The sequence below is a fragment of the Pseudomonas hormoni genome (assembly GCF_018502625.1).
Classification (GTDB): domain Bacteria; phylum Pseudomonadota; class Gammaproteobacteria; order Pseudomonadales; family Pseudomonadaceae; genus Aquipseudomonas; species Aquipseudomonas hormoni.
Genome location: NZ_CP075566.1, coordinates 550,724 through 577,417, shown reverse-complemented (window position 1 = coordinate 577,417; position 26,694 = coordinate 550,724). Strand labels below are relative to the sequence as shown.

The 26,694-nt window shown below is 59.0% G+C and carries 24 protein-coding genes and 1 pseudogene; 14 read left to right on the top strand and 11 right to left on the bottom strand.

All coding sequences use genetic code 11. From position 1 onward, the window contains the following. Position 1 precedes the first annotated feature (1 nt). From ispC to rpsB, 7 genes are all read right to left on the bottom strand, one after another. Positions 2-1,192: a 1-deoxy-D-xylulose-5-phosphate reductoisomerase gene (gene ispC / locus KJF94_RS02590; RefSeq protein WP_214380963.1), complete on the bottom strand. Its 1,191-nt coding sequence runs from the start codon at positions 1,190-1,192 to the stop codon at positions 2-4. Beyond that, on the bottom strand, positions 1,189-1,995 hold the full coding sequence (locus KJF94_RS02585) for a phosphatidate cytidylyltransferase (protein ID WP_214380962.1): 807 nt from the start codon (positions 1,993-1,995) through the stop codon (positions 1,189-1,191). The genes ispC and KJF94_RS02585 overlap by 4 nt, the downstream gene beginning before the upstream one ends. Continuing rightward, the gene (uppS, locus tag KJF94_RS02580) at positions 1,995-2,750 is read right to left on the bottom strand and encodes a polyprenyl diphosphate synthase (RefSeq protein WP_084322274.1); all 756 of its coding nucleotides are present in this window, start codon (positions 2,748-2,750) and stop codon (positions 1,995-1,997) included. The genes KJF94_RS02585 and uppS overlap by 1 nt, the downstream gene beginning before the upstream one ends. A gap of 13 nt (positions 2,751-2,763) precedes the next feature. Next, on the bottom strand, positions 2,764-3,321 hold the full coding sequence (gene frr, locus KJF94_RS02575; protein ID WP_008028968.1) for a ribosome recycling factor: 558 nt from the start codon (positions 3,319-3,321) through the stop codon (positions 2,764-2,766). Next, positions 3,318-4,061 (bottom strand): UMP kinase, encoded by a 744-nt coding sequence (gene pyrH, locus KJF94_RS02570; protein WP_003189161.1) that lies wholly within the window; start codon positions 4,059-4,061, stop codon positions 3,318-3,320. The genes frr and pyrH overlap by 4 nt, the downstream gene beginning before the upstream one ends. 210 nt (positions 4,062-4,271) lie before the next feature. Beyond that, on the bottom strand, positions 4,272-5,135 hold the full coding sequence (gene tsf / locus KJF94_RS02565; RefSeq protein ID WP_214380961.1) for a translation elongation factor Ts: 864 nt from the start codon (positions 5,133-5,135) through the stop codon (positions 4,272-4,274). A 192-nt stretch (positions 5,136-5,327) separates the two neighbouring features. Further along, entirely contained in the window at positions 5,328-6,065 is a 738-nt protein-coding gene (rpsB, locus tag KJF94_RS02560; RefSeq protein ID WP_003219330.1) for a 30S ribosomal protein S2, read from the bottom strand. Between the two features lie 373 nt (positions 6,066-6,438). Between rpsB and map the strand changes: the two genes are divergently transcribed. From map to KJF94_RS02535, 5 genes are all read left to right on the top strand, one after another. Continuing rightward, positions 6,439-7,221, top strand: coding sequence for a type I methionyl aminopeptidase (gene map, locus KJF94_RS02555; protein WP_150630816.1), 783 nt, complete (start codon positions 6,439-6,441; stop codon positions 7,219-7,221). A gap of 45 nt (positions 7,222-7,266) precedes the next feature. Next, complete coding sequence (locus KJF94_RS02550; protein ID WP_214380959.1) at positions 7,267-9,969, top strand: [protein-PII] uridylyltransferase; 2,703 nt, start codon at positions 7,267-7,269, stop codon at positions 9,967-9,969. Between the two features lie 196 nt (positions 9,970-10,165). Continuing rightward, on the top strand, positions 10,166-11,365 hold the full coding sequence (dapC, locus tag KJF94_RS02545) for a succinyldiaminopimelate transaminase (protein WP_214380958.1): 1,200 nt from the start codon (positions 10,166-10,168) through the stop codon (positions 11,363-11,365). A 198-nt stretch (positions 11,366-11,563) separates the two neighbouring features. Then, positions 11,564-12,322 (top strand): M12 family metallopeptidase, encoded by a 759-nt coding sequence (locus KJF94_RS02540; RefSeq protein ID WP_214380956.1) that lies wholly within the window; start codon positions 11,564-11,566, stop codon positions 12,320-12,322. Positions 12,323-12,356: 34 nt separating this feature from the next. Next, positions 12,357-13,109 carry a M12 family metallopeptidase gene (locus KJF94_RS02535; protein WP_214380954.1) on the top strand — a complete coding sequence of 251 codons (753 nt, stop codon included), beginning with the start codon at positions 12,357-12,359 and terminating at the stop codon, positions 13,107-13,109. A gap of 8 nt (positions 13,110-13,117) precedes the next feature. Here KJF94_RS02535 and KJF94_RS02530 read toward each other — a convergent pair. Both KJF94_RS02530 and KJF94_RS02525 read right to left on the bottom strand, forming a co-directional pair. Next, positions 13,118-13,462 (bottom strand): annotated as a pseudogene (locus KJF94_RS02530) (Na+/H+ antiporter); the annotation flags it as partial. Then, entirely contained in the window at positions 13,407-13,598 is a 192-nt protein-coding gene (locus KJF94_RS02525) for a hypothetical protein (protein ID WP_214384986.1), read from the bottom strand. The gene KJF94_RS02525 and the pseudogene KJF94_RS02530, both read right to left, overlap by 56 nt. Positions 13,599-13,800: 202 nt before the next feature. Here KJF94_RS02525 and KJF94_RS02520 point away from each other — a divergent pair, with 202 nt between their 5' ends. From KJF94_RS02520 to KJF94_RS02505, 4 genes are all read left to right on the top strand, one after another. After that, positions 13,801-14,163, top strand: a complete 363-nt coding sequence (locus KJF94_RS02520; protein ID WP_214380952.1) for an ArsC family reductase — start codon at positions 13,801-13,803, stop codon at positions 14,161-14,163. A gap of 33 nt (positions 14,164-14,196) precedes the next feature. Beyond that, on the top strand, positions 14,197-15,231 hold the full coding sequence (gene dapD / locus KJF94_RS02515) for a 2,3,4,5-tetrahydropyridine-2,6-dicarboxylate N-succinyltransferase (protein WP_214380950.1): 1,035 nt from the start codon (positions 14,197-14,199) through the stop codon (positions 15,229-15,231). Between the two features lie 198 nt (positions 15,232-15,429). Further along, positions 15,430-16,635 carry an aminotransferase class V-fold PLP-dependent enzyme gene (locus tag KJF94_RS02510; protein ID WP_214380948.1) on the top strand — a complete coding sequence of 402 codons (1,206 nt, stop codon included), beginning with the start codon at positions 15,430-15,432 and terminating at the stop codon, positions 16,633-16,635. Then, positions 16,632-17,036 (top strand): SufE family protein, encoded by a 405-nt coding sequence (locus KJF94_RS02505; protein WP_214380947.1) that lies wholly within the window; start codon positions 16,632-16,634, stop codon positions 17,034-17,036. The genes KJF94_RS02510 and KJF94_RS02505 overlap by 4 nt, the downstream gene beginning before the upstream one ends. Positions 17,037-17,180: 144 nt before the next feature. Here the strand turns inward: KJF94_RS02505 and tcdA are convergent, their stop codons facing one another. Then, positions 17,181-17,993, bottom strand: a complete 813-nt coding sequence (gene tcdA, locus KJF94_RS02500; RefSeq protein WP_214380945.1) for a tRNA cyclic N6-threonylcarbamoyladenosine(37) synthase TcdA — start codon at positions 17,991-17,993, stop codon at positions 17,181-17,183. 277 nt (positions 17,994-18,270) lie between these two features. On the opposite strand from tcdA, the gene KJF94_RS02495 reads away from it, so the two are divergent. The 4 genes from KJF94_RS02495 (at position 18,271) to KJF94_RS02480 (ending at position 23,497) form a co-directional block, all read left to right on the top strand. After that, complete coding sequence (locus KJF94_RS02495) at positions 18,271-20,862, top strand: glycosyltransferase (protein ID WP_084322261.1); 2,592 nt, start codon at positions 18,271-18,273, stop codon at positions 20,860-20,862. Between the two features lie 220 nt (positions 20,863-21,082). After that, positions 21,083-22,234, top strand: coding sequence for a succinyl-diaminopimelate desuccinylase (dapE, locus tag KJF94_RS02490; protein WP_214380943.1), 1,152 nt, complete (start codon positions 21,083-21,085; stop codon positions 22,232-22,234). Continuing rightward, positions 22,234-23,043, top strand: coding sequence for a putative RNA methyltransferase (locus KJF94_RS02485; protein WP_214380942.1), 810 nt, complete (start codon positions 22,234-22,236; stop codon positions 23,041-23,043). The genes dapE and KJF94_RS02485 overlap by 1 nt, the downstream gene beginning before the upstream one ends. A gap of 76 nt (positions 23,044-23,119) precedes the next feature. Next, positions 23,120-23,497: a hypothetical protein gene (locus KJF94_RS02480; protein ID WP_214380940.1), complete on the top strand. Its 378-nt coding sequence runs from the start codon at positions 23,120-23,122 to the stop codon at positions 23,495-23,497. A gap of 136 nt (positions 23,498-23,633) precedes the next feature. Here KJF94_RS02480 and KJF94_RS02475 read toward each other — a convergent pair whose 3' ends face one another. After that, complete coding sequence (locus KJF94_RS02475) at positions 23,634-23,843, bottom strand: cold shock domain-containing protein (RefSeq protein WP_214380938.1); 210 nt, start codon at positions 23,841-23,843, stop codon at positions 23,634-23,636. Positions 23,844-24,079: 236 nt separating this feature from the next. On the opposite strand from KJF94_RS02475, the gene plsB reads away from it, so the two are divergent. Continuing rightward, positions 24,080-26,581 carry a glycerol-3-phosphate 1-O-acyltransferase PlsB gene (gene plsB / locus KJF94_RS02470; protein ID WP_214380936.1) on the top strand — a complete coding sequence of 834 codons (2,502 nt, stop codon included), beginning with the start codon at positions 24,080-24,082 and terminating at the stop codon, positions 26,579-26,581. Positions 26,582-26,694: the final 113 nt, after the last annotated feature.

The following is a 26,694-nucleotide window of genomic DNA, read 5'->3' as shown; positions in this document are numbered from 1 at the left end:
CTTACCGCCCGTGACGACTCAACCATTGCCCGGCCAGGACTCGCGCTTTCGCGTCAGCCGTGAACACCGCCTCGAGATCATCCACCGCAACCACAGGCTCGAGATTCAATACTTCTTCGATGATACTCGCGATTTCCAGATAACGAACCCGCCCGTCGAGAAAGGCGGCGACAGCCACTTCATTTGCCGCATTGAGCATGGCTGGCGCGCTATTGCCCGCCTCGGCGGCCTGACGCGCCAGTCGCAGGCAAGGGAAACGCTCTTCATCAGGCGCCTGGAAGTCCAGACGTGCGATGGCGAACAGATCCAGCGGAGCAACGCCCGAATCGATACGCTCCGGCCAGGCCAGGGCGTTGGCGATCGGTGTGCGCATGTCGGGATTACCCAACTGAGCCAATACCGAACCGTCGATGTAGTCGACCAGCGAATGAATCACACTCTGCGGGTGAATCACCACTTCCACCTGGGACGGCTTGGCGTCGAACAACCAGCAGGCCTCGATCAGCTCGAGCCCCTTGTTCATCATGCTCGCCGAATCCACGGAGATCTTGCGCCCCATGGACCAGGTCGGGTGCGCACAGGCCTGCTCAGGCGAAACATCGGCCAGTTCGGCCAAGGGTGTCTGTCGGAACGGACCGCCAGAGGCTGTCAGCAGAATCCGACGAACGCCCACGACCCCGAGCCCACGGGAAAAATCCTGTGGCATGCACTGGAAAATCGCGTTGTGCTCGCTGTCGATCGGCAGCAGCACCGAACCGCTTTTGCGTACGGCCTGCATGAACAGCGCGCCGGACATCACCAGCGCTTCTTTGTTGGCCAGGAGTATCTTCTTGCCGGCTTCAACTGCCGCCAGGGTCGGACGCAAGCCCGCCGCACCGACGATGGCCGCCATGACCGTATCGACGTCAGGATCGGACGCGACCTGACACAGGCCCTCCTCCCCCACCAGCACTCGAGTCGACAGACCGGCTGCACGCAAATCGTCCTGCAAGACCCGGGCAGCGTTCTGCTCTGGCACTACGGCGAACTTCGGCGCATGACGGACGCAAAGCGCATGCAACTCGCTCAGACGCGTGAAGCCGCTCAAGGCAAAAACCTGATAACGCTCGGGATGACGAGCAATGACGTCGAGCGTGCTCAGACCGATCGAACCGGTCGCACCCAGAACGGTAATCTGCTGCGGGCGGCTCACGGTGCCGCCATCCACAACAGCACAGCGAATACAGGGATCGCGGCCGTCAGACTGTCAATGCGATCCAGCACACCGCCGTGACCGGGCAGCAGATTACTGCTGTCCTTGATCCCGGATTGGCGCTTGAACATGCTTTCGGTGAGGTCTCCCACTACCGAGATGAACACGATGATTGCTGCACCGATCAACCCTTTGAAAAGCTGGGCAACCGTCCAGTCGCGAACCAGGCCGACAATCACGGTGATGACCAGGCTCAGCGCCAGGCCGCCATACACGCCTTCCCAGCTCTTGCCGGGACTGACCAGCGGCGCGAGTTTGCGCTTGCCGAAGGCCCGACCGGAAAAGTAGGCGCCGATATCGGCACCCCAGACCAGCACCATCACCGCCATGATCAACCAGTTGCCCAATGGCTCCTGCTTGATCTGCACCAGACCTTGCCAGGCCGGCAACAGGATCAGCAACCCTATCACCAGCTTGCAAGCGGCACTGGACCAAAGCTCGCTGGAGCGCGGATAGGTCAGCACCAGATAGGTCGCCACGCCCCACCACAGCACAGAGGCACCTAACACCCAAGGCGCAAGCCCCGGCAGGATGTGCATGACAAACAACATCAACGCGACTACCGCTGCGTAGGCGACGCGAATCGGTTGAGCGGCGAAACCTGCCAGACGCGCCCATTCCCAGGCACCGAGGGTTACGACCAACCCGATGAACAGCGCGAAGCCGGAACCTTCGAGCAGGAAAAACCCGCACAAGGCAATCGGCAGCAGGATCAACGCGGTGATGATTCGTTGTTTAAGCATTAAACCCGGGCTCCAGCCTCGACCTGCTCGCTCGTTTTACCGAAGCGACGCTGACGAGAAGCGAAATCGGCCAGCGCGGTGCGCATGGCGTCGTGTTTGAAGTCCGGCCAGAACAGGTCGGAGAAGTACAACTCGGCGTAGGCCAGTTGCCACAACAGAAAGTTACTGATGCGGTGTTCGCCACCGGTTCGAATACACAGGTCCGGCAACGGCAGGTCGCCGGTGGCCAGGCAGGTTTGCAACAGTTCCGGGGTAATGTCTTCCGGACGCAGATGACCGGCCTGGACTTCCCGCGCCAGACGCTGCGCGGCTTGCGCGATGTCCCACTGACCGCCGTAGTTGGCGGCGATCTGCAGGACGAAGCGATTGGCGCCCGCCGTCATGGCTTCAGCCTCGCGCATGGCCGCCTGAAGCTCTGGATGAAAGCGCGAACGGTCGCCAATGATGCGCAGACTGATGTTGTTTTCGTTCAGGCGCTTGGCCTCCCGACGCAATGCCTTGAAAAACAGATCCATCAAGGCACTGACCTCATCGGCCGGGCGCTGCCAGTTCTCGCTGGAGAAGGCGAACAGGGTCAACACCTCGACCTTGGCCTCGGCACACACCTCGATCACTGCACGAACCGCATCTACGCCCGCTTTATGCCCGGCGACACCCGGCATAAAGCGTTTTTTCGCCCAGCGATTATTGCCATCCATGATGATCGCGACATGGCGCGGCACCGCGGACGGTGCAACCTGCTTGGTCTTTTCCATGAAAACGCGACCCTTATACGGCCATCAGGTCTTTTTCTTTCTGCGCCAAATTCGCGTCGATTTCAGCCACGTACTTTTTGGTCAGATCATCAATTTCGCCAGTGGCGCGACGCTCCTCGTCTTCACTGATTTCCTTTTCCTTGACCAGATCCTTGAGCTGGCTGTTCGCGTCACGACGGATGTTGCGCACGGCAACACGGGCATCTTCCGCGACATCGCGAGCCTGCTTGGTGAAGCCCTTGCGGGTTTCTTCGGTCAGGGCCGGCATGGAGATCAGCAGCAGCTCACCCAGGTTGGTCGGGTTGAGGTTCAGACCGGCGCTGCCGATGGCTTTGTCGACGGCACCCAGCATGTTGCGCTCAAAGGCAACGACTTGCAGGGTACGGGCGTCTTTGACAGTGATGTTCGCCACTTGCTTGATCGGGGTATCGGAGCCGTAATACGGCACCATCACGCCTTCCAGAATGCTCGGGTGCGCCTGGCCGGTACGAATACGGCCGAAGTTGTGCATCAGCGACTCGACGGATTTCTGCATACGCTCTTTAGCGTCTTTCTTGATTTCGTTGATCATTGTTGGCCTTCCTCGATCAGGGTCCCTTCAGCGCCGCCATGCACGATGTTCAGCAGGGCGCCGGGCTTGTTCATGTTAAATACGCGCAACGGCATCTTGTGGTCGCGGCACAGGCAAATGGCCGTCAGATCCATCACGCCCAGCTTGCGATCCAGCACTTCATCGTAGGTCAGATGATCGAACTTCTCGGCATGCGGGTCCTTGAATGGATCGGCGGTGTAGACACCATCGACCTTGGTCGCTTTCAGCACGACGTCAGCGTCGATTTCGATCGCACGCAAGCAGGCTGCCGAATCCGTGGTGAAGAACGGATTGCCGGTGCCGGCCGCGAAGATCACGACTTCTTTGGAGTTCAGGTGGCGCATGGCTTTGCGGCGATCATAGTGATCGGTCACGCCAACCATGGAAATGGCCGACATCACGATGGCCGAGATATTGGCACGTTCCAGCGCATCGCGCATGGCCAGGGCGTTCATCACAGTGGCCAGCATGCCCATGTGGTCGCCCGTGACCCGATCCATGCCGGCTGCGCTCAGCGCTGCACCGCGGAACAGGTTGCCGCCGCCGATCACCAGACCGACCTGAACACCGATGCCAACCAGTTGGCCGACTTCCAGCGCCATGCGATCCAGAACTTTCGGATCGATCCCGAACTCTTCCGAGCCCATCAGGGCCTCGCCGCTAAGCTTGAGTAGAATGCGTTTATAGCGAGCCTGATAACCACTGCCCTGCTGAGCCATTGCGAATCTCTCCTGCGGCGTATTTTAAAAATTCTTTGCGAGCTGTTTACAGCTGGCGTTCACTCTAGCTTGGCGCTGCTTCAGCGCCATCGGAACATGGCTTTGTAAGCCAGTTCCAAAGGGAAACCAATAAAAAATTGGTGCCCCATCTGAAAAGAGGCTGCGCGCGTAAGCGGGCAGCCTCTTCAGGGCGACAGTTAAAAAACCGTCTTATTGCTTGGCGGCAGCCAGCTGGGCAGCAACTTCTTCAGCGAAGTTGTCGACCGGCTTCTCGATGCCTTCGCCTACTTTGAAGTAGGTGAAAGAAACGATTTCAGCACCGGCTTTCTTGGCCAGTTCGCCGACCTTGATTTCAGGGTTCTTGACGAACGCCTGCTCAACCAGGCTTGCTTCAGCCAGGAACTTGCTGATACGGCCTTTGACCATGTTTTCAACAATGTTTTCTGGCTTGCCTTTGATTTTCTCTTCGTTCAGCTGCAGGAACACGGCTTTTTCGCGCTCGATAGCTTCAGCGGAAACTTCCGATGGCAGCAGGAACTCAGGGTTGCTGGCCGCTACGTGCATAGCGATGTCTTTGGCCAGCTCAACGTTGCCGCCCTTCAGAACAACCGCAACACCGATCTTGTTGCCGTGCAGGTAACCACCGACAACATCACCTTCAACGCGAACCAGGCGACGGATGTTGACGTTTTCGCCAACCTTGCCGACCAGAACCAGGCGATCGGCTTCTTGAGCTTCGATCAGCGGAGCAACGTCAGTCAGTTTGTCAGCGAACGCTTTTTCAACGCTGGAAGCGACAAATGCCTTGAAGTCGTCCTGCAGAGCCAGGAAGTCGGTCTGCGAGTTCACTTCCAGCAGAACGGCGGATTTACCGTCTTCCTTCAGAGCGATAGCGCCTTCAGCAGCCACGTTGCCTGCTTTCTTGGCAGCCTTGATAGCGCCGGAAGCACGCATGTCATCAATGGCTTTTTCGATGTCGCCGCCGGCCTTGGTCAAGGCCTTTTTGCAATCCATCATGCCTTCGCCAGTACGCTCACGCAGTTCTTTAACCAACGCTGCAGTAATCTCTGCCATTTCAAAATCCTCTTGGATAGGTTTTCAACCATTCCACCCGATCAAACGGGCGTTCAATTCTTCCCGAACCACCCTTGTTAGCAGCTGCAAGTTACAAATGCTGTAAATGCGCCACCGGACAAATGGTTTTCGAGGTGGCAAAAAGGGGGCCAAGCCCCCTTTTTGCTTACTGAGTCAACGCCGAGGCGTCAATTACTCAGCTGCTGCTACCGGAGCTTCTTCAACGAACTGCTCGGTGCCGCCAGCAACGTGGTTGCGACCGCGGATTACTGCGTCAGCCATCGAACCCATGTACAGCTGGATAGCGCGGATTGCGTCATCGTTGCCTGGGATGATGTAGTCAACGCCTTCCGGGCTGCTGTTGGTATCGACTACGCCGATAACCGGGATGCCCAGCTTGTTGGCTTCGGTGATCGCGATGCGCTCGTGATCAACGTCGATAACGAACAGAGCGTCTGGCAGACCGCCCATGTCCTTGATACCACCCAGGGAACGATCGAGCTTCTCAAGATCGCGAGTGCGCATCAGCGCTTCTTTCTTGGTCAGCTTGGCGAAAGTACCGTCTTCGGCTTGCACTTCAAGGTCACGCAGACGCTTGATGGAAGCACGGATGGTTTTGAAGTTGGTCAGCATGCCGCCCAACCAGCGGTGATCGACGTACGGCGAACCGCAACGTGCTGCTTCTTCAGCAACGATCTTGCCAGCGGAACGCTTGGTGCCGACGAACAGAATCTTGTTTTTGCCCTGGGCCAGACGCTCTACGAAAGTCAGAGCTTCGTTGAACATTGGCAGGGTTTTTTCAAGGTTGATGATGTGAATCTTGTTACGCGCGCCGAAAATGTATTTACCCATTTTCGGGTTCCAGTAACGGGTCTGGTGACCGAAGTGCACACCGGCCTTCAGCATATCGCGCATGTTGACTTGGGACATGATAGTTCCTTAATAAGTCGGGTTTGGCCTCCACGTATCCCAATGACCAACCAGCAGCATCAGCTGAAGGCACCCAGGTCATCGTGTCGACACGTGTGTGGATTTAAGCCTTTCGGGGTATCCCCGGAAAGCGGCGCATTTTATATCACAAGGCTCGCAAAAACGGAACCCGGATTCTCAATTCCTGACGCGCGCCTTCATCCGCGCTCTTGGAATCGCTCAAGAATGCGCCTATCTATAGAGAGAAGCGATGCACAGAGGCTCAGATTTGCGCTGATCGTCTGTTAGAATCGCGTTTTTCAGGGCGGCGAACATCGATCGCACACTGCCCATTCCGTGTTAGCAAGCGCCTTCGAGCGCAGAGAGAGCCTGTATGACCGTCACCCTCAAAACCCCGGAGGACATCGCAAAAATGCGTGTCGCCGGCAAACTGGCCGCCGATGTGCTGGAAATGATTGCTGAACACGTCAAGCCGGGCATCACTACCGAAGAACTGGACCGCATCTGCCACGACTACATCGTCAACGTGCAGCAGGCCATTCCTGCCCCGCTCAACTACAAAGGCTACCCGAAGTCGATCTGCACCTCGATCAACCACGTGGTCTGCCACGGCATTCCGAACGAGAAGCCGTTGAAGGACGGTGACACGCTGAACATCGACGTCACCGTGATCAAGGATGGCTACCACGGCGATACCAGCCGCATGTTCCACGTCGGCACCGTGCCGGTCTGGGCCGAGCGCCTGTCCCAAGTGACCCAGGAATGCATGTACAAGGCCATCGAAATCGTCAAACCCGGCTGCCGCCTGGGCGACATCGGTGAAGTGATCCAGAAGCACGCCGAAAAGAACGGTTTCTCGGTGGTTCGCGAGTTCTGCGGTCACGGCATCGGCAAGGTGTTCCACGAAGAGCCGCAAATCCTGCACTACGGCCGCGCCGGCACCGGCATGGAACTGAAAGCCGGCATGACCTTCACCATCGAGCCGATGATCAACCAGGGCAAGGCCGACACCAAGGTGCTGGGCGACGGCTGGACCGCGATCACCAAGGACCGCAAGTTGTCGGCCCAGTGGGAGCACACGCTGGTAGTGACCGACACCGGTTACGAGATCTTCACCTTGCGCAGCGATGACACCATCCCGCGCGTTTCGGCCTGATCCGACCCGAGCAAATCCCAGCCTTATAGATAGGAAAGCCAATCGATGCCGCAGGTGGATCCCGAACTCTTCGACCGTGGCCAGTTCCAGGCTGAACTGGCCCTGAAGGCCAGCCCGATCGCGGCTTTCAAGAAGGCGATCCGCCAGGCCCGCGAGGTCCTTGACGGACGCTTTCGCAGTGGCCGGGAGATTCGCCGGCTGATCGAGGATCGCGCCTGGTTCGTCGACAACATCCTGCAAAAGGCCTGGGAGCAGTTCAACTGGAGTGAAGACGCCGATATCGCGCTGGTCGCGGTCGGTGGTTACGGTCGCGGTGAGTTGCACCCTTATTCCGATATCGATTTGCTGATCCTGCTGGACAGCGCCGACCACGAAATTTTCCGTGATTCCATCGAGCGTTTTCTGACGCTTTTGTGGGACATCGGCCTGGAAGTCGGTCAGAGCGTTCGCTCCGTCGACGAATGCGCAGTAGAAGCCCGCGCCGACCTGACGGTTGTCACCAATCTGATGGAAAGCCGCACCATCTGCGGTCCCGAGCGTTTGCGCCAGCGCATGCTCGACGTCACCAGCACCGCACACATGTGGCCGAGCAAGGACTTCTTCCTGGCCAAGCGCGCCGAGCAGAAGGCCCGTCACCACAAGTACAACGACACCGAATACAACCTGGAACCCAACGTCAAAGGCTCGCCCGGCGGACTACGGGATATTCAGACGATTCTGTGGGTGGCCCGGCGCGAGTACGGCACCCTGAACCTGCGGGCACTGGCCGGTGAAGGTTTCCTGGTCGAGAGCGAAAATGCCCTGCTGGCCTCCTCCCAGGAGTTCCTGTGGAAGGTTCGTTACGCGCTGCACATGCTCGCCGGTCGTTCCGAAGACCGCTTGCTGTTCGATCACCAGCGTTCGATTGCCGGCCTGCTGGGTTTCGAGGGCGATGACGCCAAGCAAGCCATCGAAAACTTCATGCAGCAGTATTACCGGGTGGTCATGAGCATCGCCCAGCTCAGCGACCTGATCATCCAGCACTTCGAGGAAGTCATCCTGGCGCCGGAAGATGAAGCACCGCCGCTGCCGATCAACTCGCGGTTCCAGTTGCACGACGGTTACATCGAGGCGCGCAACGACAACGTATTCCGCCGCACGCCGTTCGCCATGCTCGAGATATTCGTGCTGATGGCACAGCAGCCGGAAATCAAGGGCGTGCGCGCCGATACCATTCGTCTGCTGCGGGAAAACCGCCATCTGATCGACGACGATTTCCGCAACGACATCCGCAACACCAGCCTGTTCATCGAGCTGTTCAAGTGCAAGATCGGCATCCACCGCAACCTGCGCCGGATGAACCGCTACGGCATTCTCGGGCGTTATTTGCCGGAATTCGGCTTCATTGTCGGACAGATGCAGCACGACCTGTTTCACATCTACACGGTCGACGCGCACACGCTGAACCTGATCAAACACTTGCGTAAGTTGCAGTACACGCAGGTGTCGGAAAAATTCCCGCTGGCCAGCAAGCTCATGGGCAAGCTGCCCAAGCCCGAGCTGATCTACCTCGCAGGCCTGTATCACGACATCGGCAAGGGCCGGCACGGCGATCACTCGGAAATCGGCGCGGTGGATGCCGAGGCCTTTTGCCAGCGCCACCAATTGCCGGTGTGGGACAGCCGCCTGATCGTCTGGCTGGTGCAGAACCACCTGGTGATGTCGACCACCGCCCAGCGCAAGGACTTGTCCGACCCGCACGTAATCCACGACTTCGCGCAGATCATCGGTGACGAAACCCACCTCGATTACCTGTACGTGCTGACCGTCGCCGACATCAACGCCACCAACCCGACACTGTGGAACTCCTGGCGCGCCAGCCTGTTGCGCCAGCTCTACACCGAGACCAAACGTGCGTTGCGTCGCGGCCTGGAGAACCCGGTGGATCGTGAAATGCAGATCCGCCAGACCCAGAGCGCCGCCCTCGATATTCTGGTACGCGGCGGCAACGACCCTGACGACGTCGAACAGTTGTGGTCGCAATTGGGCGATGATTATTTTCTGCGTCACACCGCCGGCGATGTGGCCTGGCACACCGACGCAATCCTGCAGCAGCCGGCTGATGGCGGGCCTTTGGTGCTGATCAAGGAAACCACCCAGCGCGAGTTCGAGGGCGGTACGCAAATCTTCATTTATGCGCCGGACCAGCACGACTTCTTCGCCGTGACCGTGGCGGCGATGGATCAGCTGAACCTGAACATTCACGACGCCCGGGTCATCACGTCCAGCAGTCAGTTCACCCTCGACACCTACATCGTGCTCGACACTGACGGCGATTCGATCGGCGACAACCCGGCGCGGGTCAAACAGATCCGCGACGGCCTGACCGAAGCCCTGCGCAACCCGGACGATTACCCGACGATCATCCAGCGTCGGGTGCCGCGTCAGCTCAAGCATTTCGCGTTTGCGCCACAGGTGACGATCCACAACGATGCCCAGCGGCCGGTGACGGTACTGGAGCTCAGCGCCCCGGATCGGCCGGGTTTGCTGGCGCGGATCGGTACGATTTTCCTGGAGTTCGACCTGTCACTGCAGAACGCCAAGATCGCCACCCTCGGCGAGCGTGTGGAAGACGTGTTTTTCATCACCGATGCCAACAATCAGCCGTTGTCCGACCCGTTGCTGTGCAGCCGCTTGCAGGATGCGATCGTCGAACAGCTGAGCGTGAGCCAGGAACCCGATATCAAACTGTCGCGAATCAGTATCTGACTAACAAATTTCCCACTGTGGAAGCAGATTTCTGTGACGAGGGGGCTTGCCCCCGTTGGGCTGCGAAGCGGCCCTAAAACCAGCAAGCGCGGTGTATCAGATAAACCGCACATCATGGTTTTACGACTGCTGCGCAGCCGGACGGGGCAAGCCCCCTCGCCACACAGTCCTGCCTCCACACTGAACGAGGCCCCTCATGAACAACGCTTTGTCCCAGCTCCAGCCCTACCCGTTCGAGAAGCTCCGCGCCCTGCTCGGCAGCGTTACGCCGAACCCGGACAAGCGCCCTATCGCGCTGTCCATCGGCGAGCCGAAACACCGTTCGCCAAGCTTCGTCGCCGAGGCGTTGGCGAGCAATCTGGATCAGATGGCCGTATACCCGACCACCCTCGGCATTCCGGCGCTGCGTGAAGCCATTGCCGCCTGGTGCGAGCGCCGCTTCGGTGTCCCGAATGGCTGGCTTGACCCAGCGCGCAACGTGTTGCCAGTCAACGGCACCCGCGAAGCGCTGTTTGCGTTTACCCAGACCGTCGTCAACCGAGGCGACGATGCGCTGGTGGTCAGCCCGAACCCGTTCTATCAAATCTATGAAGGTGCCGCGTTCCTCGCCGGCGCCAAGCCACATTACCTGCCGTGCCTGGATGAGAACGGCTTCAACCCGGACTTCGATGCCGTTTCCCCGGACATCTGGAAACGCTGCCAGATCCTGTTCCTGTGCTCGCCAGGCAACCCGACTGGCGCCTTGATCCCGGTCGATACTCTGAAAAAACTGATCGCCCTGGCCGACGAATATGACTTCGTGATCGCCGCGGACGAGTGCTACAGCGAGTTGTATTTCGACGAGCAGACTCCGCCACCCGGCCTACTCAGCGCCTGCGTGGAACTGGGCCGCAAGGACTTCAAGCGTTGCGTGGTCTTCCACAGCCTGTCCAAGCGCTCCAACCTGCCGGGTCTGCGTTCCGGCTTCGTGGCGGGTGATGCCGAGATTCTCAAAGGCTTCCTGCTGTATCGCACCTATCACGGCTGCGCGATGCCGGTTCAGACCCAACTGGCGAGCGTTGCCGCATGGAACGACGAAGTGCATGTGCGCGCCAACCGTGCGCTGTATCGCGAGAAGTATGATGCCGTGCTGGAGATACTCGGCCCGGTCATGGACGTGCAACGCCCGGATGGTGGCTTCTACTTGTGGCCGAACGTTGAGGGCGATGATGAAGCGTTCTGCCGCGATTTGTTTGTGGAAGAACATGTGACTGTGGTGCCGGGCTCTTATCTGTCCCGTGAAGTAAACGGAGACAATCCAGGGGCCGGTCGCGTGCGCATGGCATTGGTTGCACCGTTGGCTGAATGTGTTGAAGCTGCCGAGCGTATTCGCGCCTTCATTAGCAGGAAGCAGTAGTTACTACCTAGCAGTCTGCACAGCGCAAAGCGGTGCAGACTGAAAACCAATATCAACTAACAGCACCAACGTACCTCAACCCCCCACATACAAACCAGAACACCTCCAATGCAACAACTGGAAAGACCATACAACTAGACACCCCGTCCAAACATTAAATACCTTAAGGACTCACTAACAACCTGAATAACTAACCAAATGAACCAGATCACATACTGCAAAATCATTCCAACCATCGACCCTGTTGCCTCATATAACGCAGCAATAAACGAGCGCCCCAGCAACAATATCAACAGTAACGGCAATCGAAAAAAGCGCAGTATCGGTCAACACACCAAGTATTGGCAGACAGGTAAAACACTAAAAATTCTTGTCTTCAAACATCATAACGAACAATTCTTCGAAGCGGTAAAAAATGGCGCAAGCAAATGGCTGCCCCATGTTAATTTAAAGTTCGACTTTATTGAGATGGACGAGGAGGAAATTTTTAGTTCCGACGATTTTCTAGGTGACATCCGAGTTGACTGCCAGGAGTACATGTTCGGTACGGGAGGAAGCTCAAGTATAGGCACCGACTCGCGTACAGGGGACCCTCAAGCCTCCTCAATGACATTAGGGACAAACTTTACATCACCTCATTACGAGTCCACCGTCATTCATGAGTTCGGTCATGCGCTAGGCCTGGTACACGAACACCAGCACCCCGACGCGGTGATCCCCTGGGATCTGGAAAAGGTATATGCCTATTACTCGACAGTTGGTTACTCCAGAGACCAAGTTGACACTCAAGTGCTGCCAGTTGACCGTAATCCCGGTCAAACGTACGCACCCTACGACCGGCACTCGGTAATGCATTATGAAATCCCCAGTGACCTCACCATTGGTAACTGGCATCAGCCAAACCCCACTCAGATCAGTCAAAGTGACATCGCGTTCGTGCGCAAGATTTACCCATAAAGGGAGTTGTAATTTTTAAACATGGAAGTCATACATGAACATTGCATTATTTTATCAAGCCAAAAAAACGATTGAACCTAAGGCCTCTTACGAAGTTGCTGTCGCCGAAAACCCCAGGAACCGAAGAGTTTCGGAACCCGGACGCAAAAAACGCGCAGTTAACAGGCACACCCATTTCTGGGCACCAGGCCGCTCGTTGCGCATTGCTTTTCTAAACGGCGACCAGGACTTCAAGGATGCCGTCAAGGCTGCGGCAAATAACTGGCTGCCACATATCAATCTGACCTTCGATTTCATTGAGGGTAATGAAGGTGATATCCGCATCCAAAGCGAAGCCGGCATTTATTGGTCCTACATTGGCACTGATGCTTTATTAGATACAGATGACCCAACTATGTATCTGTCACCGGATCAGCACATGCCTGAGTTTTTCGCCGCCAATGTAATGCACGAGTTTGGACATGCACTGGGCGCCGAACATGAACATCTGCACCCGGAGGCGAGCATTCCGTGGAACAAGGAAGCTGTCTATGCCTCTTGGGGCGTGAATGCAGATGCTGACGAAAATGACCCTAAGAGACAAGCTGTTGACGAGCGTTACTTCAATCTTCTGGACGCCAGCGAAGTGAATCACTCAACGTATGATCCGCTGTCGATCATGCACTATGAAGTCCGCCAACATTGGACCCATGGAGACGTCAAGATTGACCTTAACCTGACCCTTAGCGAAAAAGACAAGGCTTTCATGGAAAAGGCTTACCCGTATTCCACAGCGGAGAACGAATAAGCCCTCGCTTATCTAACCTGCCCCAGGTTGGCTTCACTCAAATCCAGCTCCCCCAGCACTTCGCGCAATACGTCATCACGAATCTGGTGATGACGGCTGAGTTTGTACAATTCAAGGCGCTGCGCCCGCAGCGCCTTCCACCGCAGACGCCGCTCCAGCAAGTCCATCTGAAACGCCAGCGCCTGTGCTGCATCCTGAGGATTCAACTCTTCAGCCTAGAGCGCATGAATGGCCGCTTCGGCGGTCTTGCGCCAGGCGTCACGCACTTCACTGCGGCGCTTGTCGTCCGGACTTTTTTCAATGCCTCGCAGCAACAGTGGCAACGCAATACACGCGGCAATCAGCGTCAGTAAACCCGAAGGTCGGCCATGCCAGCAACGCACCCGCCGCGATTTGCACCCGCGGCAACGACAGCGGAATCACCCGTCCGACCAAGCGTGAAACGCTGACCAGCATCAGCATGATCAGGACGGTATAAGCGGTTTGCATAGAGCGCGGTTCCCAGACAATCGACAGCATTGAAGTGCCATATTAGCTGCATAGACTGACGGCTGACCGTTGCACCAATGTCGCACACCACCGCTGAATGCGCAGGCAGAAAGACAAACCCGACCACAGCCGACGCGAAACCGTCCGGTCATGGCATAATCCTTCACCTTTTTTTTCCAGCACCTGCAAAGGGGGCAATTCCTTGACCGTTTCAAGCAAAACGTTGCACCTTTTCGGCATCAAAGCCTGCGACACCATGAAAAAGGCGCGCACCTGGCTCGATGAACACGCTGTCCGCTATGACTTTCACGATTACAAAACGGTCGGAATCGATCGTGAACACCTCACCCAATGGTGCGACGAGCACGGTTGGCAAGTGGTGTTGAACCGCGCAGGCACGACCTTTCGCAAGCTCGACGACGAACGCAAAGCCGATCTCGACCAGCCGAAAGCCATCGAACTGATGCTCGCACAACCCTCGATGATCAAGCGCCCGGTGCTCGATCTCGGTGACAGAACCCTGATTGGCTTCAAGCCAGACATCTACGCGGCAGCGCTCAAGTAAGCCCGCCCGTTCAATTTTGTTAGAGGTATTTACATGTCCACTACCGTATTCAGCCTGGCCTTTGGTGTCGGCACTCAAAACCGTCAAGGCGCATGGCTGGAAGTGTTTTACGCACAGCCATTGCTCAATCCTTCGGCCGAACTGGTCGCGGCCATTGCGCCGGTCCTGGGCTACACCGAAGGCAATCAGGCCATCGCCTTCAGCACCGCTCAGGCTTCGCAACTGGCTGAAGCCGTCAAAGGCGTCGACGCGGCACAGGCTGCCTTGCTGACCCGTCTGGCCGAGAGCCACAAGCCGCTAGTCGCGACCATTCTGGCCGAAGACGCGCAACTGACTTCCACGCCTGAGGCTTACCTCAAGCTGCACCTGCTGTCCCATCGTCTGGTCAAGCCGCACGGCCTGAACCTGGCCGGCGTGTTCCCGCTGCTGCCGAACGTCGCGTGGACCAGCCAGGGCGCAATCGACCTCGCCGAACTGGCCGAGCATCAACTGGAAGCCCGTCTGCGCGGCGAGCTGCTGGAAGTGTTCTCGGTGGACAAGTTCCCGAAAATGACCGACTACGTGGTACCGGCCGGCGTACGTATCGCTGACGCGGCACGTATTCGTCTGGGCGCCTACGTCGGCGAAGGCACCACCGTGATGCACGAAGGTTTCGTCAACTTCAATGCCGGCACCGAAGGCCCGGGCATGATCGAAGGTCGTGTCTCCGCTGGCGTGTTCGTCGGCAAGGGTTCGGACCTGGGCGGCGGTTGCTCGACCATGGGCACCCTGTCGGGCGGCGGCAACATCGTGATCAAGGTCGGCGAAGGTTGCCTGATCGGCGCCAACGCCGGTATCGGTATCCCGTTGGGCGACCGCAACACCGTTGAATCGGGCCTGTACGTGACCGCTGGCACCAAAGTGGCGCTGCTGGACGAGAACAACAAGCTGGTCAAGGTCGTGAAGGCCCGTGAACTGGCCGGTCAGCCTGACCTGCTGTTCCGCCGCAATTCGGAAACCGGTGCCGTGGAATGCAAAACCCACAAATCGGCGATCGAACTGAACGAAGCGCTGCACGCTCACAACTAAGCGCTACATAAACACCTGTGGGAGCGGGCTTGTGTGGCGAGGGAGCTTGCTCCCGCCGTCTGGTCCGCGCTCGGGCGGAGCAGTCGCAAAGCTTTTGGGGCCGCTTCGCGACCCAGCGGGAGCAAGCTCCCTCGCCACACAAGCCCGCTCCCACAAGGTCAGGCGCATATCCGCCCATGTTTAGCAGGGCCAAATTGCATGATGATTCCCTCTCCCTGGCGCGCCGATTTTCCGGCCATCGCCGCGCTGCAACGGCAAGACCAGACCTATCTGGACAACGCCGCCACCACTCAAAAACCTCAAGCCCTGCTGGATGCCCTGGCGCATTACTACGCCAATGGCGCGGCCAACGTGCATCGTGCGCAACACCTGCCCGGCGCGCATGCCACCCAGGCGTTCGAGGACAGCCGCAGCAAAGCCGCCCACTGGCTGAACGCAGGCGATTGCGGGCAGATTATCTTTACCCACGGCGCGACCTCCGCGCTGAACCTCCTGGCCTATGGTCTGGAACACCTGTTCAATCCGGGCGACGAGATTGTCATCAGCGCTCTGGAGCATCACGCCAACCTGCTGCCGTGGCAGCAACTGGCCCACCGTCGCGATCTGAAACTGGTAATCCTGCCGCTGGATACCGATGGTTTGATTGACCTCGATGCCGCCGCGTCGATGATCGGCCCGCGAACACGCTTGCTGGCGGTCAGTCAGCTGTCCAACGTGCTCGGCGCCTGGCAACCACTGCCCGCCTTGCTGGCGATGGCCAAAACACACGAGGCGCTGACGGTGGTCGATGGCGCTCAAGGCGTCGTTCATGGCCGGCATGATGTGCAGGCGCTGGGTTGCGACTTCTATGTGTTTTCCAGCCATAAGCTCTATGGCCCCGATGGCCTCGGCGTGCTGTTCGGGCGTCACGAAGCGCTCAAGCAACTGCGTCATTGGCAATTCGGCGGCGAAATGGTGCTGGATGCGGATTTCCTCAGCGCACGCTTTCGCCCGGCGCCACTGGGGTTCGAGGCAGGCACGCCGCCAATTTCCAGTGTGATTGGTCTTGGTGCGACGCTGGATTACCTCGCCGGTCTCGATCAGGACGCGGTCTCGGCCCATGAAGCGGCGCTGCACGACTATTTGTTGAAAGGCCTTGAGGCACGCAACGGCATCCGGCTGCTGGGCAAACCACAACTGGCGCTGGCGAGCTTTGTCGTCGAGGGTGTGCATAACGCTGATCTGGCGCATTTGCTGACAGAACAGGGAATCGCCGTCCGCGCCGGTCATCACTGCGCCATGCCGTTGCTGAAAAGCTTTGAGCTGGCCGGGGCGATTCGGGTGTCGTTGGCGCTGTACAACGATTCCGAAGATCTGGAGCGGTTCTTTGAAGCGCTGGATCAGGCATTGGAGTTGTTGCGATGAACCTCCCGGCTGATGCCGTCACGGCGCTCGAAACCTTTCAGGCTGCCGCTGGCTGGGAACAACGGGCACGGCTGCTGATGCAATGGGGCGACCGAATGCCGGCGTTGAGCGATATGGACAAGGTCGACGCCAACCGCGTGCATGGCTGTGAAAGCCAGGTGTGGTTGGTGGGCTCGCTGCAGGACGGTCACTGGCAGTTTGCCGCGAGCAGTGACGCGCGATTGATTCGCGGGTTGGTGGCGTTGTTGCTGGCGCGGGTTAACGGGTTGTCGGCGGTTGAGTTGCGGCAGGTGGATTTGCCGGAGTGGTTTAATCAGCTGGGCCTGAGCCGGCAATTGTCGCCTTCGCGCAGTAATGGCCTGAATGCCGTGCTCAAACGGATGCGGGAACTGGCTCAGTAACCTTGTGGCGAGGGAGCTTGCTCCCGTTCGGCTGAGAAGCAGTCGTAAATCGTTATACGCGACGCACCTGAAACACCGACATTGCCGACTTTGGGGCCGCTTCGCGACCCAGCGGGAGCAAGCTCCCTCGCCACAAAAGTCCGTTTACTGTGCTGGCTTCAACCTATCCGCCGGCCGCCGAACCCCAGCCACAATCTTATCCACAGCCTTGGTCGCCGCGACCATGCCAAACGTCGCCGTCACCATCATCACCGCACCAAACCCGCCCGCGCAGTCCAGTTTCACGCCATCTCCGACAAAACTCTTCTGCAGGCAAATGCTGCCATCCGGTTTCGGGTAGCGCAGCTGCTCGGTGGAAAACACACACGGCACGCTGTAATGACGGGTCACTGTGCGGGAGAAGTTGTAGTCGCGGCGCAGGGTCGAACGCACCTTCGAGGCCAATGGATCATTGAACGTGCGGTTCAGGTCGCAGACCTGAATCAACGTCGGATCAATCTGCCCACCCGCCCCGCCAGTGGTGATGATCTGGATCTTGCGACGTTTGCACCAGGCGATCAGCGCCGCTTTTGCGTTCACGCTGTCGATGCAATCGATCACGCAGTCGATGTTCGGCGTGATGTACTCGGCCATGGTGTCGCGGGTAACGAAGTCTGCCACCGCGTGCACCGTGCAGTCCGGATTGATTCCCCGCAGACGCTCGGCCATCACCTCGACCTTGGGTTTGCCGACAGTGCTGTCCAGCGCGTGCAGCTGACGGTTGGCATTGCTGACGCAAACGTCGTCGAGGTCAAACAGGGAAATCTCGCCAACGCCGCAACGGGCTACGGCTTCCGCCGCCCATGAACCGACGCCACCGACGCCGACGATCGCTACGTGGGCCGCGCGCAAGCGCTCAAGCCCTTCGATGCCATACAAACGGGCGATGCCTGCAAACCGCGGATCTTCTGTACTCATGACCATTACCCCAAAAACCGGCGCGCATTATAGGGCCGTCGGCGGCCAAGAGCATCTTTGGGCTATGAACGGACGTCTTGACCTCATTATTCAGCCTACACAGAACGAAGATTTAACCTACAAGGTCCAACGAAAGAACTTAAGCCGAGTTGGATTGCCCAACGTCCGGCTTTTCCCTGTCCGCTGTACGGTCAGTGAAAGCACGGTGTAGGATGCGCGCCCCTTGGCAGTCGCCGACCGTAACTTCGTTCCACAGCCTTTGGAACCCGAAATAGCTATGTCATCGCGTAAATTTGGACTCAACCTGGTCGTGGTGCTCGCCATCGCTGCCTTGTTTACCGGCTTCTGGGCGCTGATCAATCGCCCGGTCACCGCCCCCAACTGGCCTGAGCAGATCTCCGGGTTTTCCTACTCGCCGTTCCAGCAAGGCCAGTACCCGCAGAAAGAGCAGTACCCGACCGACGATCAAATGCGTCGGGATCTGGAGATCATGAGCAAGCTGACGGACAACATCCGCACTTACTCGGTCGATGGCACCCTGGGAGACATTCCCAAGCTGGCTGAAGAGTTCGGCCTGCGGGTCACCCTCGGCATCTGGATCAGTCCGGACCTGGAACGCAACGAGCGCGAAATCACCCGTGCCATCGAAATTGCCAACTCCTCGCGCAGCGTGGTTCGCGTGGTTGTAGGCAACGAGGCGATTTTCCGTAAGGAAATTACCGCTGCGGAATTGAGCGTGATCCTTGATCGCGTCCGTGCCGCCGTGAAGGTGCCGGTCACCACGTCCGAGCAATGGCACGTCTGGGAAGAACACCCGGAACTGGCCAAGCACGTCGACCTGATTGCCGCCCACGTACTGCCTTACTGGGAATACGTCCCGGTGGACAAGGCCGGCCAGTTCGTCCTCGACCGCGCCCGCGACCTGAAAAAGATGTTCCCGAAAAAACCGCTGCTGCTCTCGGAGGTTGGCTGGCCAAGCAACGGCCGCATGCGTGGCGGCACCGATGCGAGCCCGGCGGATCAGGCGATCTACCTGCGCACGCTGGTGAACAAGCTCAACCGCCAGGGCTTCAACTACTTCGTGATCGAAGCGTTTGACCAGCCGTGGAAGGCCAGTGACGAAGGCTCGGTGGGCGCGTACTGGGGCGTGTTCAACGCCGCGCGTCAGCAGAAATTCAACTTCGAAGGCCCGGTGGTCGCGATTCCGCAATGGCGCGTGCTGGCCATCGGCTCGGCGGTGCTGGCCTTGCTGTCCCTGACCTTGCTGATGATTGACGGCTCGGCCCTGCGTCAACGTGGCCGCACCTTCCTGACCTTTATCGCGTTCCTGTGCGGTTCGGTTTTGGTATGGATCGGTTACGACTACAGCCAGCAATACAGCACCTGGTTCAGCCTGACAGTCGGTTTCCTGCTCGCACTCGGCGCGCTCGGGGTGTTTATCGTTCTGTTGACCGAGGCGCATGAACTGGCCGAAGCGGTCTGGACCCACAAGCGTCGGCGTGAATTCCTGCCGGTGGTGGGCGATTCGGACTACAGGCCAAAAGTCTCGATTCACGTCCCTTGCTACAACGAGCCGCCGGAGATGGTCAAACAGACCCTCAATGCCCTGGCCAACCTCGACTATCCGGATTTCGAAGTCCTGATCATCGACAACAACACCAAGGACCCGGCGGTCTGGGAACCGGTGCGCGATTACTGCGCAACCCTCGGCCCGCGCTTCAAGTTCTTCCACGTCGCACCGCTGGCCGGTTTCAAGGGTGGTGCGCTGAACTACCTGATTCCGCACACCGCCAAGGATGCCGAAGTGATCGCGGTGATCGACTCGGATTACTGCGTCGACCCGAACTGGCTCAAGCACATGGTGCCGCACTTCGCCGATCCGAAAATCGCCGTGGTGCAGTCGCCGCAGGATTACCGCGACCAGAACGAAAGCACGTTCAAGAAGCTTTGCTACGCGGAATACAAAGGCTTCTTCCACATCGGCATGGTCACCCGTAACGACCGTGACGCGATTATCCAGCACGGCACCATGACCATGACCCGTCGCTCGGTGCTCGAGGAGCTGGGCTGGGCCGACTGGTGCATCTGTGAAGACGCCGAGTTGGGTCTGCGCGTGTTCGAGAAAGGTTTGTCGGCGGCGTACTACCACACCAGCTACGGCAAAGGCCTGATGCCCGATACCTTTATCGACTTCAAGAAACAGCGTTTCCGCTGGGCTTACGGTGCGATTCAGATCATCAAGCGTCATACCGCCAGTTTGCTGCGCGGCAAGGACACCGAACTGACCCGTGGCCAGCGTTACCACTTCCTCGCGGGCTGGTTGCCGTGGGTGGCGGATGGCATGAACATCTTCTTCACTGTCGGCGCGCTGTTGTGGTCGGCGGCGATGATCATCGTTCCGCAGCGGGTCGATCCACCGTTGCTGATTTTCGCGATCCCGCCATTGGCGCTGTTCGTGTTCAAGGTCGGCAAGATCATCTTCCTTTACCGTCGCGCCGTTGGCGTGAACCTGAAGGACGCGTTCTGCGCAGCGCTGGCCGGTCTGGCGTTGTCGCACACCATCGCCAAAGCGGTGTTGTACGGCTTCTTCACCAGCAGCATTCCGTTCTTCCGTACGCCAAAAAACGCCGATAACCACGGCTTCTGGGTGGCGATTTCGGAGGCGCGTGAAGAGATGTTCATCATGCTGCTGTTGTGGGGCGCGGCGCTGGGGATCTTCCTGGTGAACGGGCTGCCGAGCAACGACATGCGCTTCTGGGTGATCATGCTGTTGGTGCAGTCGCTGCCATACCTGGCGGCGCTGATCATGGCGTTCCTGTCTTCGCTGCCGAAACCGGCCGTCGAGGCCGAAACGGCACCGGCAGTCTAAATCTTTGCAGATGCACTAAACGGCGGCCAATGGCCGCCGTTTTGCTTTAAGATAACCGCCATTTTGCAGGGCTTGGCGTGATATCCATCCCTGTGGGAGCGAGCCCGCTCGCGATGGCAATGTAACAATCACCGTTTATGTTGACTGCCACACCGCCATCGCCAGCAGGCTGGCTCCCACATTTAGTCCGCGCCCACATTCATGATCTCCGGAGTTTTCCATGACGGCCCACGCCGACCTATCGCCGACCCTTCAACTCGCCATCGACCTGATCCGCCGTCCGTCCGTGACGCCGGTCGACGCCGATTGCCAGAAGCAGATGATGCAGCGCCTGGGCGATGCCGGTTTCAACCTGGAACCGATGCGCATCGAAGATGTGGATAACTTCTGGGCCACCCACGGCAAACACGACGGCCCAGTGCTGTGTTTCGCCGGTCACACCGACGTGGTGCCGACCGGTCCGGTGACCGCTTGGCAGATTGACCCGTTCAACGCGCTGATCGACGAACACGGCATGCTCTGCGGTCGCGGCGCGGCGGACATGAAAGGCAGCCTCGCCTCCATGACTGTGGCAGCCGAGCGCTTCGTCGCCGACTACCCGGATCACAAGGGCAAGGTCGCGTTCCTGATCACCAGCGACGAAGAAGGCCCGGCGCATCACGGCACCAAGGCGGTCGTCGAGCGCCTTGCAGCGCGCAAGGAGCGTCTGGACTGGTGCATCGTCGGCGAACCGTCGAGCACCACGCTGGTGGGTGACGTGGTCAAGAACGGCCGTCGCGGCTCCCTCGGCGCCAAACTGACCGTGCACGGCGTGCAAGGTCACGTGGCCTATCCGCACCTCGCCAAGAACCCGATCCACCTTGCTGCCCCGGCCCTGGCCGAACTGGCCGCCGAGCACTGGGATCACGGCAACGATTTCTTCCCGCCGACCAGCTTCCAGATTTCCAACGTGAATTCCGGCACTGGCGCGACCAATGTGATCCCGGGTGATCTGGTGGCGGTGTTCAACTTCCGCTTCTCCACCGAATCCACCGTCGAAGGCCTGCAAAAGCGCGTCGCCGACATCCTCGACAAACATGGCCTGGACTGGCACATCGACTGGGCGCTGTCCGGCCTGCCGTTCCTCACCGAACCGGGTGCGTTGCTGGATGCCGTGGCATCGAGCATCAAGGACATCACCGGTCGCGAAACCAAGGCGTCCACCAGCGGTGGCACTTCCGACGGCCGCTTCATCGCGACCATGGGCACACAAGTGGTTGAACTGGGCCCGGTCAACGCGACGATCCACCAGGTCAACGAGCGGGTACTGGCCGCCGACCTCGACGTGCTGACCGAAATCTACTACCAGACCCTGATCAAGTTGCTCGCCTGATGCTCGCCTGCCCGATCTGCAGCGAACCGCTGAATGCGGTGGACAACGGCGTGGCCTGCCCCGCCGGGCATCGCTTCGACCGTGCGCGCCAGGGTTATTTGAACCTGTTGCCGGTTCAGCACAAAAACAGCCGCGACCCTGGGGATAACCTGGCGATGGTCGAAGCCCGTCGCGACTTTTTGAACGCCGGCCATTACGCGCCGGTGGCCAAACGTCTGGCGGAACTGGCGGCGCAGTACGCGCCCCAGCGCTGGCTCGACATCGGTTGTGGCGAGGGTTACTACACCGCGCAAATCGCCGAGGCCCTGCCCAACGCTGACGGTTACGCCCTGGACATCTCCCGGGAAGCGGTCAAACGCGCCTGCAAACGCAACCCGCAGCTGACCTGGTTGATCGCCAGCATGGCGCGGGTGCCGTTGGCCTCGGGTAGCTGCCAGTTTCTCGCCAGCGTCTTCAGCCCGCTGGACTGGGAAGAAGCCAAGCGCTTGCTCAGCCCCGGCGGCGGCTTGATGAAAGTCGGGCCGACCAGCGGCCATCTGATGGAATTGCGCGAACGGCTGTACGATGAAGTGCGTGAGTACACCGACGACAAGCATCTGGCCTTGGTGCCGGAAGGCATGGCTTTGCAACACAGTGAAACGCTGGAATTCAAACTGATTCTTGCAAGTGGTCAGGATCGCGCCAACCTGTTGGCCATGACGCCGCACGGCTGGCGCGCCAGTGCGGAACGCCGGGCGGCGGTCATCGAACAGGCCGAGCCGTTCGAGGTCACCGTGTCGATGCGTTACGATTACTTCGTACTTCAATAATTTTTTGGTCTTGAGCAACGGCTTGAGGCCGGCTAAATCCGCGAATGGATTTTTCAGACCCGCAGTGAGGACATCCATGCGCCAACCCGATATCGAGATTTACCTGAAAGACGCCGACGTCGACTACAAGGCCATCGCGGCCTGGCTCGGCACTGCATTGGGCCCGTGCACCGACTGGGTTCAGAAAGGCCAGACCTACAAGTGCAAGGCCGGAAACGTGCCGGTGACCTGGTTGCCGAAAGCCGTAGGAAAATGGAACAGCCTGTACCTGGAAAGCGACCAGACCCCGTGGGAAGACGACATCGCCTGTGCCCGCGCCGCGTTTGCCGCGCTGAACGTCGAAGTGCGTTGCGCACCGGGCAGCTGGGTCGAGGAAGAAGGTGAGGAAACAGCGGATCGCTGGATGCGCATCAGCGCCGATGGCGAAGAAGAGATCACCTGGAAAACCGCTTAAAAGCGACACCGACCAAATGTGGGAGCGAGCCTGCTCGCGAATGCGGTGTGTCAGTCAACGTTAATGTCGACTGACACACCGCATTCGCGAGCAAGCCCGCTCCCACATTTGGTTTTGCGTGATCTGAAGAGTGGATTTACAACCCCACCACATCCTCAGCCTGCAAACCCTTCTCGCCGGACACCACCGCGTACTCGACCTGCTGGCCTTCAGTCAGCGAGCGGTGGCCTTCACCGCGAATCGCGCGGTAGTGCACGAACACATCCACCCCGTCCGCGCGCTGAATAAAACCGTAGCCCTTGGCGTCGTTGAACCACTTCACGTTGCCGGTTTCACGTGTTGCCATTTGTTCATACCCCTTTTTTATTATTGATCGGACTTTTCGCAGGAAAGCCTCGGGAACATTGCTTGCACGGACCAGGTGCCACTATATGGCCAGTGCGGGCTCGCCGAGTATATGTCAGGCACTAAAACTCTCAACAGGAGTTTACTTGCGTGCTTTTTTGCCGATTTTCGGCGAATCCGGCACACTATCGGCCGCCCGAGCAAACGCTCGGTTTTATTCACTCATGCAGATGCCGTATGACCCGTTCCCCGTTCCGCCGTCTTGTGTTTGGCACCCTGCGCCGACTGCTCTATCTCTGGGTTCGCTCCGAGACGATCAACCAGTCGTCGTTCACCCTCAACCTCGACCGCAGTCGTCCGGTGTTCTACGTCCTGCAAAACCCTTCGCTGACCGACCTCGCCGTGGTCGACACTGAATGCAGCAAAGCCGGTTTGCCCCGTCCGGTGCTGCCGGTGTCGGTGGGTAACCTACTGGAACCCGCCGCGTTCTTTTACCTGACGCCGGAGCCCGACTGGCTCGGTCGCCAGGACAAGCGCGGTGCGCCGCCGACCCTGACCCGCCTGGTCAGCGCTCTGAGCCAGAACGCCGCCGAAGATGCGCAGATCATTCCGGTCAGCGTGTTCTGGGGCCAGTCGCCGGACAGCGAATCGAGCCCGTGGAAACTGCTGTTCGCCGATAGCTGGGCGGTCACCGGGCGTCTGCGCCGCTTGCTCAGCATTATCGTGCTGGGGCGCAAGACCCGCGTGCAGTTCTCCGCGCCGATCCACCTGCGCGAACTGATCGATCACAACAAGGGGCACGAGCGTACCGTGCGCATGGCCCAACGGATTCTGCGGGTACACTTCCGCAACCTCAAAGCTGCGGTGATCGGCCCGGACATTTCCCACCGACGCAATCTGGTCAAAGGCCTGCTGAATCAGCCGCTGGTCAAGCAAGCGATCCTCGACGAAGCGGAGCGCGAAAACATCTCCCCGGAGAAAGCCAAGGCCCAGGCCCTGCGCTACGGCAACGAGATCGCCTCGGACTACACCTACACCGCGATTCGCTTTCTGGAAGTGGTGCTGAGCTGGTTCTGGAACAAGATCTACGACGGGATCAAGGTCAACCACATCGAAGGCGTGCAGAAGGTCGCCCAAGGTCACGAAGTGATCTACGTGCCGTGCCATCGCAGCCATATCGACTACTTGCTGCTGTCCTACTTGCTGTTTCGCAACGGCCTGACCCCGCCGCACATCGCCGCCGGGATCAACCTCAACATGCCGGTGATTGGCAGCCTGCTGCGTCGTGGCGGTGCGTTCTTCATGCGCCGCACGTTCAAGGGCAACCCGCTGTACACCTCGGTGTTCAACGAATACCTGCACACCCTGTTCACCAAAGGCTTCCCGGTGGAGTACTTCGTCGAGGGCGGCCGTTCGCGCACCGGGCGCATGTTGCAACCGAAGACCGGGATGCTGGCGATTACCCTACGCAGTTTCCTGCGGTCGTCGCGCATGCCCATCGTCTTCATTCCGGTGTACATCGGTTATGAGCGCGTGCTGGAAGGCCGGACCTACCTCGGCGAACTGCGTGGCGCGAGCAAGAAGAAAGAATCGATCTTCGACATCTTCAAAGTCATCGGCGCCCTGAAGCAGCGTTTCGGCCAGGTGGCGGTGAACTTCGGCGAGCCGATCAAACTGGCGGAATTCCTCGACAGCGAACAGCCGGACTGGCGTAAACAGGAACTCGGCCCGCAGTTCAAACCGGCGTGGCTCAACGAAACCACCAACCGCCTCGGCGAGAAAGTCGCGCAGCACCTGAACGAAGCAGCGGCGATCAACCCGGTCAACCTGGTGGCTTTGGCATTGCTGTCCACCAGCCGCCTGGCGCTGGACGATCGCGCCATGGCGCGCGTGCTGGATCTGTATCTGGCGCTACTGCGCAAGGTGCCGTACTCGCCGCACACCACGCTGCCGGAAGGTGACGGGCGCGCGCTGATCGAGCATGTGAAGGACATGGATCTGCTGTCCGAACAAAGTGATGCGCTCGGCAAGATTCTGTACCTGGACGAGCAAAACGCCGTCCTGATGACCTACTACCGCAACAACGTGCTGCACATTTTCGCGCTGCCGGCATTGCTCGCGAGCTTCTTCCAGAGCGCCTCGCGCATGAGCCGTGAGCAGATCCTGCGCTACACCCGCGCGCTCTATCCGTACCTGCAATCGGAGTTGTTCATTCGCTGGTCGCTGGACGAACTGGATGCAGTGATCGATCAATGGCTCGAAGCGTTCGTCGAGCAGGGTCTGCTGCGTTTTGAAAATGACGTTTACCTGCGTCCAGCGCCGAGTTCGCGGCATTTCGTGTTGCTGACCTTGCTGTCGAAGAGCATCGCCCAGACGCTGCAACGCTTCTACATGACCGTTTCGTTGCTGCTCAACAGCGGCCAGAACAGCATCAGCGCCGAAGAACTGGAAGACCTGTGCACGGTGATGGCCCAGCGCCTGTCGATCCTGCATGGCCTGAACGCCCCGGAGTTTTTCGACAAGAGCCTGTTCCGCCACTTCATCCAGACGATGCTCGACCTGGACGTGCTCAAACGCGACGAAGCCGGCAAGTTGAGCTATCACGAACTGCTTGGGGATTTGGCCGAAGGCGCGGCCAAACGGGTGTTGCCGGCGGAGATTCGTTTGTCGATTCGCCAGGTGGCGTTGCATCGCAGTGAAGATGCGGCGGATCTGGCCACCACACAGCCCGAGAAATAACGCAAAACCTTGTGGAAGCGAGCCTGTGTGGCGAGGGAGCTTGCTCCCGCTGGGTCGCGAAGCGGCCCCAAGAGCTTTGCGACTGCTTTGCAGCCGAGCGGGAGCAAGCGCCC

Coding starts and splice junctions, on each gene's coding strand:
- KJF94_RS02505 (WP_214380947.1), top strand. CDS start 16,632: ATGAACCTCCCGGCTGATGCCGTCACGGCGCTCGAAACCTTTCAGGCT.
- KJF94_RS02525 (WP_214384986.1), bottom strand. CDS start 13,598: ATGCAAACCGCTTATACCGTCCTGATCATGCTGATGCTGGTCAGCGTT.
- KJF94_RS02585 (WP_214380962.1), bottom strand. CDS start 1,995: ATGCTTAAACAACGAATCATCACCGCGTTGATCCTGCTGCCGATTGCC.
- rpsB (WP_003219330.1), bottom strand. CDS start 6,065: ATGTCCCAAGTCAACATGCGCGATATGCTGAAGGCCGGTGTGCACTTC.
- tcdA (WP_214380945.1), bottom strand. CDS start 17,993: ATGAGTACAGAAGATCCGCGGTTTGCAGGCATCGCCCGTTTGTATGGC.
- KJF94_RS02480 (WP_214380940.1), top strand. CDS start 23,120: ATGCGCCAACCCGATATCGAGATTTACCTGAAAGACGCCGACGTCGAC.
- dapE (WP_214380943.1), top strand. CDS start 21,083: ATGACGGCCCACGCCGACCTATCGCCGACCCTTCAACTCGCCATCGAC.
- KJF94_RS02475 (WP_214380938.1), bottom strand. CDS start 23,843: ATGGCAACACGTGAAACCGGCAACGTGAAGTGGTTCAACGACGCCAAG.
- KJF94_RS02535 (WP_214380954.1), top strand. CDS start 12,357: ATGAACATTGCATTATTTTATCAAGCCAAAAAAACGATTGAACCTAAG.
- KJF94_RS02550 (WP_214380959.1), top strand. CDS start 7,267: ATGCCGCAGGTGGATCCCGAACTCTTCGACCGTGGCCAGTTCCAGGCT.
- uppS (WP_084322274.1), bottom strand. CDS start 2,750: ATGGAAAAGACCAAGCAGGTTGCACCGTCCGCGGTGCCGCGCCATGTC.
- map (WP_150630816.1), top strand. CDS start 6,439: ATGACCGTCACCCTCAAAACCCCGGAGGACATCGCAAAAATGCGTGTC.
- pyrH (WP_003189161.1), bottom strand. CDS start 4,061: ATGGCTCAGCAGGGCAGTGGTTATCAGGCTCGCTATAAACGCATTCTA.
- KJF94_RS02510 (WP_214380948.1), top strand. CDS start 15,430: ATGATGATTCCCTCTCCCTGGCGCGCCGATTTTCCGGCCATCGCCGCG.
- KJF94_RS02540 (WP_214380956.1), top strand. CDS start 11,564: ATGAACCAGATCACATACTGCAAAATCATTCCAACCATCGACCCTGTT.
- dapD (WP_214380950.1), top strand. CDS start 14,197: ATGTCCACTACCGTATTCAGCCTGGCCTTTGGTGTCGGCACTCAAAAC.
- dapC (WP_214380958.1), top strand. CDS start 10,166: ATGAACAACGCTTTGTCCCAGCTCCAGCCCTACCCGTTCGAGAAGCTC.
- KJF94_RS02495 (WP_084322261.1), top strand. CDS start 18,271: ATGTCATCGCGTAAATTTGGACTCAACCTGGTCGTGGTGCTCGCCATC.
- KJF94_RS02485 (WP_214380942.1), top strand. CDS start 22,234: ATGCTCGCCTGCCCGATCTGCAGCGAACCGCTGAATGCGGTGGACAAC.
- frr (WP_008028968.1), bottom strand. CDS start 3,321: ATGATCAACGAAATCAAGAAAGACGCTAAAGAGCGTATGCAGAAATCC.
- plsB (WP_214380936.1), top strand. CDS start 24,080: ATGACCCGTTCCCCGTTCCGCCGTCTTGTGTTTGGCACCCTGCGCCGA.
- tsf (WP_214380961.1), bottom strand. CDS start 5,135: ATGGCAGAGATTACTGCAGCGTTGGTTAAAGAACTGCGTGAGCGTACT.